This window comes from Streptococcus sp. 544 (genome assembly GCF_013277385.1).
In the GTDB taxonomy this organism is placed as follows: domain Bacteria; phylum Bacillota; class Bacilli; order Lactobacillales; family Streptococcaceae; genus Streptococcus; species Streptococcus mitis_BA.
This window is the reverse complement of the sequence record NZ_VMMU01000006.1, coordinates 1-7,859: the sequence shown is the minus strand read 5'-3', so window position 1 is coordinate 7,859 and position 7,859 is coordinate 1. Positions and strand designations below refer to the sequence as shown.

The following is a 7,859-nucleotide window of genomic DNA, read 5'->3' as shown; positions in this document are numbered from 1 at the left end:
ATTTTCGAAGAGTATTATTTTCCTTCTTTATTAGGAAAGAGGTAACCAATACCTACACAAGCCAGCACGCCTGCTCCAATCACCAAGCCACTTGAAATTGGCAAAAGGTCCAAAATTGCATTTGCGATGATAAAGGCAATAATGAAGCACATCAGACTAGCCTTGTAATCCTTTTTTAAAAGATTCTCTAGAGTGAAAAAGAGGAACAAGCCTACCGGAATCAGTGACCAGAGATTGACATCTAAACTTGGCCAGCCAACAGAACCAAAATACACTACTGTCGCTGCTGCTACTAAAAATACAATCCCTAATAATTTTTTCATTTTGATCTCCGATTTCTTTTTTAGGAACTTTAGTTATCTGATAGTGAGGCCTCACGTCTCTTACAAAAATCATTATAGCAGAGGTCAGTTTCAAGAACAAGGTCTTTTGCCTATCTGGTCTTTATCTCGGTCTAAATGGTTCAATAATAGCGATAAAATAAGGAAGCAGGTGAAAAACTTCCTTCCAAATAAAAAGGAATTAAGCAACCAAACGCTACTTAATTCCTTGAAATTGTCTCATCACCTCTATTAGCCTTTAAATTTTGATAGACTCTATTTTCTAATCAATATGACCAATATTGTCAATACTAACCCTTTCAATCAATTCATTAGTTATCGAAACTAAGTCTATTAATAGATCCAAAAAAGAGTATCAATAGTAAAGTAAACTAAATAATTAAGTTATAAATAGCTATTTTTACAAAACTGTTTCATCATCATACTATCTCAGTACACAAACCATTTTTCTATAGCTTTTGTCTTAATCTTGATCTTTTTTCTTTAATCCAAGAAATGCACCTAAGGTAAACATTATTCCAGCAATGAATGGTGTAAAACCTTCTCTAACTGTTCCGGTTTTTGGCAATCTATCAGAATTGTTAGTATCCGATTTACTATCGATATTGGTATGTTTATTAGCTATATTCTCTGGTTCATTAAGATAAACTTCCTTCTTATTTTCAAAGTTTTTATCATTTTTATCAGGAACTGGAGCTGTAACATCCTTAGTTGAATCAGATCTTTGACTTTCATCTAATTGACTATAATTTACTTGTACAGAAACTGTAGATTTGACATCCTTAGTTGAATCAGGTTTTTGTGAATGATGTTCTCTTTGTAAATCCTCCTTTTTGTAATTTTCATCTAATTGACTATGATTTGCTTGTACCTTATCTTTCTTTTTCGATACATCAAAAGTAGGTTTATTTTCCTCCTCCTTTTTCTCCTCTATTTTCTTGAATACAGGTTTTATAAGGGTATCTTTTGATAGATTAAGAACATAGCCAACGTCTTTTTTCCCTTCGAAACCAGAAATTTCCCAGCCATCAAATTGATATCCTTTTTCTAATTCACCCTCATAGACAGGTAAAATGAAATCTTCTTCCGACACTATCGTTGAACTCATTTCTTTTCCATTTTGAATGGTCACAGTTACCCTATGAGGTTTTAGTTCTCTTACCTCTCCCGTATCTTTGTTTAAAATGAATTCTTTTACGGTTGTATTTCTTGCGAAATCTTTTACAAGAATCTTAATATTTAGTGTCTTATCTGTTAGTTGTTTAATATCATCAAATGATTTATATTCTTTTCCATTTACATAAATATGTTTGTCTTGAATCTCACCATTGAATCCATTATCTCTTTTATCATTGATGTTAAAGACTACAGATTTTCCATCAGCATATTCGATACTTGTATTTCCCTTGGGATCAATGTTTACTTCTGGTTTAACATTATCATATAAAAATTGATAGTGTACTCCAACCGCTTTCGCATTCAAATTGCTATAGCCAGTTTGAAGATAAACATTTCCATCCATATCTGTTACCTTATCTGGAAATCCGTTTGCTTTATAATCTTTCATCCCCCAGTCCATGATGTCACCGTCTTTAACATTAAGCTTAACGTTAAAATCTCTAGTGTTATCAATGTGTAAATCTCCGTAGATTAAATAATTATCTACAACAGATTCATTAACTCTCAATTCCCAGTTAAAACCACCCTTATCAGAAATCTTACCTCTTAAATAAAACTCTGGATTTCGTACATAAATTTTATTAAATTTAGATGGATTAAAGTAGTTCTTGTCCATTGAAAGATTTACTGGTTTTGCATCAATAAATAACGTAGAGCCATCTTCTTTTATAGCTTCTACATTGGACTTATCCTCTCCAGTGTACTCTTTACCATCCTTACCAAATAATACAAGTTTAGACGGATCTGTTACAAGATTTCCGTCTTTATCGATTGCCTCCCCTTTATCGTTCATTTTAAATGTAAACACTTGATACCTTACAATGTTAAAGCCGTCCAAAGCCGACATTAATACAGCTTGAGTACTTCTTCCATCTTCAACATTTCTACTGTCAGAATAAATTATTTTTTCTGAAAGGGCTCTTAGATTAGGATTGGAATTTTGTATTTTTGCTATATCTTCCTTGCTATAGACTCCATTTCCTTCTAACATATCCGTTTTTCCAGGATTATAGGTAGTCACTTTTAGTGCATAGCCTTTTCTCAGAATGATATTATCCTTTAATAGATATTGTTGTTTTTCTGAATCAGAATAGATTTTACCAGATTCCATTTCAGTTAAATTATTTGGTTTGTTCTTTGAAAGATCTCCTTCCCCTAATTCTATTATATTCCCATAACTTGATGCATAGGGATATTCTGTCTTAGTTTCCCTATTTTTTTCAGGCATTCTAATCTTCGTTTCAGCTTTTCTCTGACCATCATCTGTAACAAAGAATCTCATATCTCCTGCAAAAGCTAATCCATCCACAATATCATTAATATTAGCGTATAAATCAAATGTCATCGTTTTTGAATTGGAATCATACTTGGTCGCTTTGATTTCTATATATTTATAGGTATTTCCATAATATACCTTGGCATTTTTAGACACATTACGTATCTTTCCAAGAATTTCAAAGTGTCCATCTTTAGACGGGCTTAGAACACCATAAATTTTTGATTTGATTTCGTCAAGTTTTTCAGTTTCATATTCTAAGGCGCTACCATCGTCATAGGCAGCTATATTTCCTTTATCGTCATATCGATAATCAAGTTCTACTGTTCTTGTACCACCATTTACAAAGTCCTCTTCTTCCCTATATTTCTTTTTAATGAGTTTCTTTAGGTCTTTATTTTCAAAGTTTCTAATTGTTGAAATAGTTTTATTTATTTCAAGGCTAGCTTCTCCCTCAACTGAACTTTCTTCATCTGGTTTTGAATCTTCATCCTTAGCTTGATTATTATTGGTATTTTCCTCTGAGCTCTTTGCATTTTTGAGTTTATCTTCAGAAATTTCACCAAGTTTTTCATATTTAGAAGCATCTTTGTCAGGATCTACTAGGTAATAAGAAATCATCCCCTTTTCATCAGCATGATCAGCAAATTTAATTCTATGAATCTTTGTGAAATTACTAGAGCCATCTAATGCAATGACTTCAATGATTTTTCCTCTTAAATCTCCTGCACCATTAATTTCATAAATAGTATTTCCGTCTTTGTCAAGTTTTCTGTTTCTTCCTTGACCCTCACCTGCATAAGTTACTTCAAGATTTTTCTCAACCTCTCCATCTTCATTAACAAGAGCGGCGCCAGCATACCAAACTTCGTTTGCAATCTCGTCAAATTTTTCAGGATGTTCTTTTTGATCTCTCGCAAATAGGGTTTCATTCTTGTATTGGTCTTTTACCTTGTGATAAGTATCCTTTGTGATCAGCTTAATTTTTTCAGGATTTGAAAAATCAACCGAAACAATCTTAGGGGCTGTGTTATCAATTTTTACAGGAATATAGGAAACCTGCCATGGATAATCTTTAGTTAATCTATATTTAAATTTATAGAAATATTGACCTTCCGCAATCGGTTCAAATTGACCTCTTATCTTAGTAGCAGGATCTTGATTATCCTTACTTTCTGGTGCATTTTCTTCTCTACCTCTAGGATTATAGATGAGTCCATCCCACTTCAAGTCACCCCAAACTTTTAGTTTAGATGATTTGATTCCCTTTGCATCATTGCTTTTAGAGTTTAAAATTCCTTTAATAAAGTGTTCTCTCGAAATGACTTTTAAGTCTCTTTGATTTTCTCCCTCTTTATTTGTATTTACTATTGAAATTAATCCTTCTTCTGCACTTCTTAATACAAGTGGAGAAGGTGTTAATCCTCTTTCAAGTTGAGCCTTTTGAGGATTTCCATTTGAATCTAAAGGATAAATGTTAGCAATATTAGAACCACTTGATGATGCATTTAGCCCTTCGTTATTGAAAGCAAATAATTCTGGATTTTGATCTAGGGATGTTCTATTTTTATCTTTTCTATTTTGTATAACTCCTGCTGGATTAAATTTATCTATACCATGTTCTCCACCAATTCCCTTATTTAAGGTTCCTGGAATTTTCGGTTTACCATCATCATCATAACCTCCCATTGTTTTTGATTTTGATCCTTCTTCCCAAGCCCATTTATCAAGGATTGGTTCGTGGTTCCAATTCCCAGCAAATCCCATTAGAGGCATTGATAAAGAAGGTTGGAAGTTTATTTTCTTCCCGTTAGAGTTTAGAGCTTCCATTTCTTCTACTGACTCAAAATGAATAAATGATTCTACAAATTTATTTTTGTCTTTAGCCTCTCCAACATTTATAACCGCATTCAAATCAAAGCTAGAATTTGCGCCTATAGTGAAAGTATCATGCTCAAATGTGATATTTGCTCCTTTGATTTTTTCTGGGTGGATTTCTGGAACAATTTGCTTACCATCTGGAGATTTTTCATCTTTGTATGTTTCATCCAGTTTTAGTCTGTCAGTTAGAGCATCTGTAGTTATCGCTGATGCTGAAACTTTAAAAGTCAAAGGTCTGTTTGATGTATTGTGAAGCTTAATTGTAAAATATTTTTCTTCTCCTTTTATTTCTTTAAGAGAAATAGAACCATAAGAGTTTACCAAACCTTTAGAATCCTTGTTTTTGAAAGTCGCTACAACTTCATTTCTCAAAGCATTGGCCACATTAATTAGCCCTGCTCCCTGTTGTCTAGGTGATGCAAAGTATTGACTTTTTTCTTTCCAAGACGTTGCATCCATCATCGGTCGCGCAGTATTTTGTAGAGCAATTTTTGTAAGACTTGTAAGATCTATTTTGTCATCTCCCTCAAGATTTTTCAATACAGGTCTTTCAAGCATTTCCTTTAACTTCGGTCTAATCAAAACAGTAGAAGCTGCTACGATTGGAGTTGCCATACTAGTTCCTGACATATAGCCATAAGTTGATTTCCCATTAATGACATTGAGAGTAGATTTAATGTTTTTACCAGGTGCTGAAACATCGGGTTTTAAAAGTAAATCTATTCTTGGTCCCCAAGATGTGGATCCTGCTGGAACGATGACATCTTCTTTATACAATTCTTTGTCTGTGTCAGGTGCAAACTTAAAGTCAATCTCTTTTTCGTCACCTACATTCGGTTTATTAGAATTATAGCTTGCCATATCAATTGGATAGTATTGCTCCAATTTATCTTTGAAATCTTCCTTACTATTTCTTTTAACCTCAGTTTTTTTATCAGGATTAATCATGTTCCATAACTTTACACCATCATCTCCTGAAATTGAAAATACTTGACTTTTAGTCCCTTCATCCGCTTCATATCCCATAGCTGGAAGCTCTGTCCAATTATCTCTATTGTAGTAATTGACAGTATTTACAACCATAATGGCGCGTGCGCCCTTATCCGTAGCTTTTTTAAAAGCATTTTTTAAATCCTTTGTATAAATTCTATCCATTACTGCAATTTTGCCCTTAAGATCCAAACCTATCAACTCTTGGTCTTGGCCTTTGCCTATATATACAAATTTCAATTTATCAGGAGCTTTTGAACCATCTTCATTTGTTGTGATTTTATTCTTATCGAAAAAGGCTCCTATATTTCTGTATTTAAAACTTTTTCCTCCAATCTTAACTTTATCAAACTCAACTGTTTGATTTTTAGCAGATGCAACCGCTATCGCATCTTCATGTGCTGCTGTTCGCGTTACATTTCCAGTGTCGGTCATTTTCAGATGATTATTTGCCACTAAATCCCAAGAAGAACTTGAAGCAGAAGTCGCATAGTTACCCGTAGCTACAACCATTGGAATGCCTGCTTTTCTTAATGCTCTAATAGCTTGCCAATATTTCTCACCTACAAGACCTGTTCCTGTAAAGCCAGATGATACCGAAACAACATCGACATTGTGTTTGATCGAATCTTCAATAGCATGAAACATTGTTTCATCTCCTGCGAAGCCAGATCCTGCGTCAGAGTACATTTTATAAGAGAATATCTGTGCATTAGGAGCAATTCCATCTATTCCATTAAAGTTCTTGATGTCTTTTTCAGTATCATTTCCCGCAAGAATCCCTGCAATATGCATTCCATGTGGATCAAAATAATCACTTCCATCATCAGCTTTTTCTACAGTTATTTTACCACCATTATAATAATTGAAAGCATGAGGAATCTTATCACTCAACCAGAAATTTTTATCAGTACCTTTTAAGTCTTCTTTTTTAAATCTCATTGAGTCTTTAGCATCATCATCAATCCTCATGGCCTTATGCCTATAATCTGTCCCGGTATCGATATTTGAAATGACCATACCTCTACCATCAAAGTTTTTCCCAAATTGAGCATTAATGGCCTTTAGGTAATCGATAGCCTCCTCAACTCCAATTTCCTTTCGGGCATGATTCATCATGGGTTGGAGTTTTTGTGACCGTTCAACCGATGAAATACCTTCTATTAGTTTAATTTTATCCAGATTATCTGGAGTTGTTTCTATTGAAACACCATTAAAAATCGTATTATAGGTATATAAAACGTTTGTATCCTTAAGATTGGATAATTCCTTGATTGCTTTTTCTCCAGATTCTTTATCTTTAAATTCAGCAATATAGACAAGTTTATCCTCTTTTTTGGGACTTTCTGGGTCTTTACTTGCAGACGAGTCCGCTTTATCTTCTTTGGATTGATTGGAATCTTCTTTGATTGTTGCTTCTTCATTGCTAGTTTTGTTATCTATCACAGATTCTTTACTAACAACTTCTTTTTCCTCAATAACCGTTGTTTTCTTCTCTTCAGTATCCTTGGAAGTTTCTATATCATTATGAATATTTTCATGTTTTTCTTTATTTTCTGCTTCCTTATCTACTACTACTTTTTCTGTATCAGAGATAGTTAAAGCATCTTCAGAGCTAGATGTGTCTGCTAAGACTACCTCATTAGGGGCATAGGCTGCTAAAATAACTGCAGCTGTGGTTAATGACAATACTGTACTTTTTTTCATTTTAATTCCTTACATATTTATTTAACTTCCAATAGATAGAAAACTTTAACTTTGCTAGCCTTTGTTATAAAAAGTTTTACTAAGTATTATCTAGGAAATAGAGTAGTACATTTATATATAATTGTTAGCTCTCCATAAAAATAGTATATCATTTAAAAAATTTAAGTCAAGAAAAATTAAGGCTGGTTAATTTTATTTTTAACGCATGTTAATAAATGATGCAAAAGTTTCGTACTTAACGGGGATACATTATAAGCACATTCATACCATCAAAAATAGTAGCAATCAAATTGAACCACTACCAAAATCACAAAGTCAAACATCATTGATGAAATATCAGCGCTATTAAACAATATAAATAACCGCTAAGAATAAGGCTTAACGGTTATTTATACATATCTATTTTTTCAAATCTTCAGTCATATGTTCACCTGTGACCTAGGCTTTACGAGTGCCTTGCTCTAGCAACTAATACTCAATGAAAA

Annotated in this window: 2 protein-coding genes; both read right to left on the bottom strand. The window is 33.2% G+C overall.

Annotated features, from left to right (window positions below; all coding sequences use genetic code 11):
• Positions 1–14: 14 nt before the first annotated feature.
• Positions 15–323 (bottom strand): hypothetical protein, encoded by a 309-nt coding sequence (locus HT728_RS02700; protein WP_173213850.1) that lies wholly within the window; start codon positions 321–323, stop codon positions 15–17.
• A 481-nt stretch (positions 324–804) separates the two neighbouring features.
• Positions 805–7,374, bottom strand: a complete 6,570-nt coding sequence (locus tag HT728_RS02695; RefSeq protein WP_173233637.1) for a S8 family serine peptidase — start codon at positions 7,372–7,374, stop codon at positions 805–807.
• Positions 7,375–7,859: the final 485 nt, after the last annotated feature.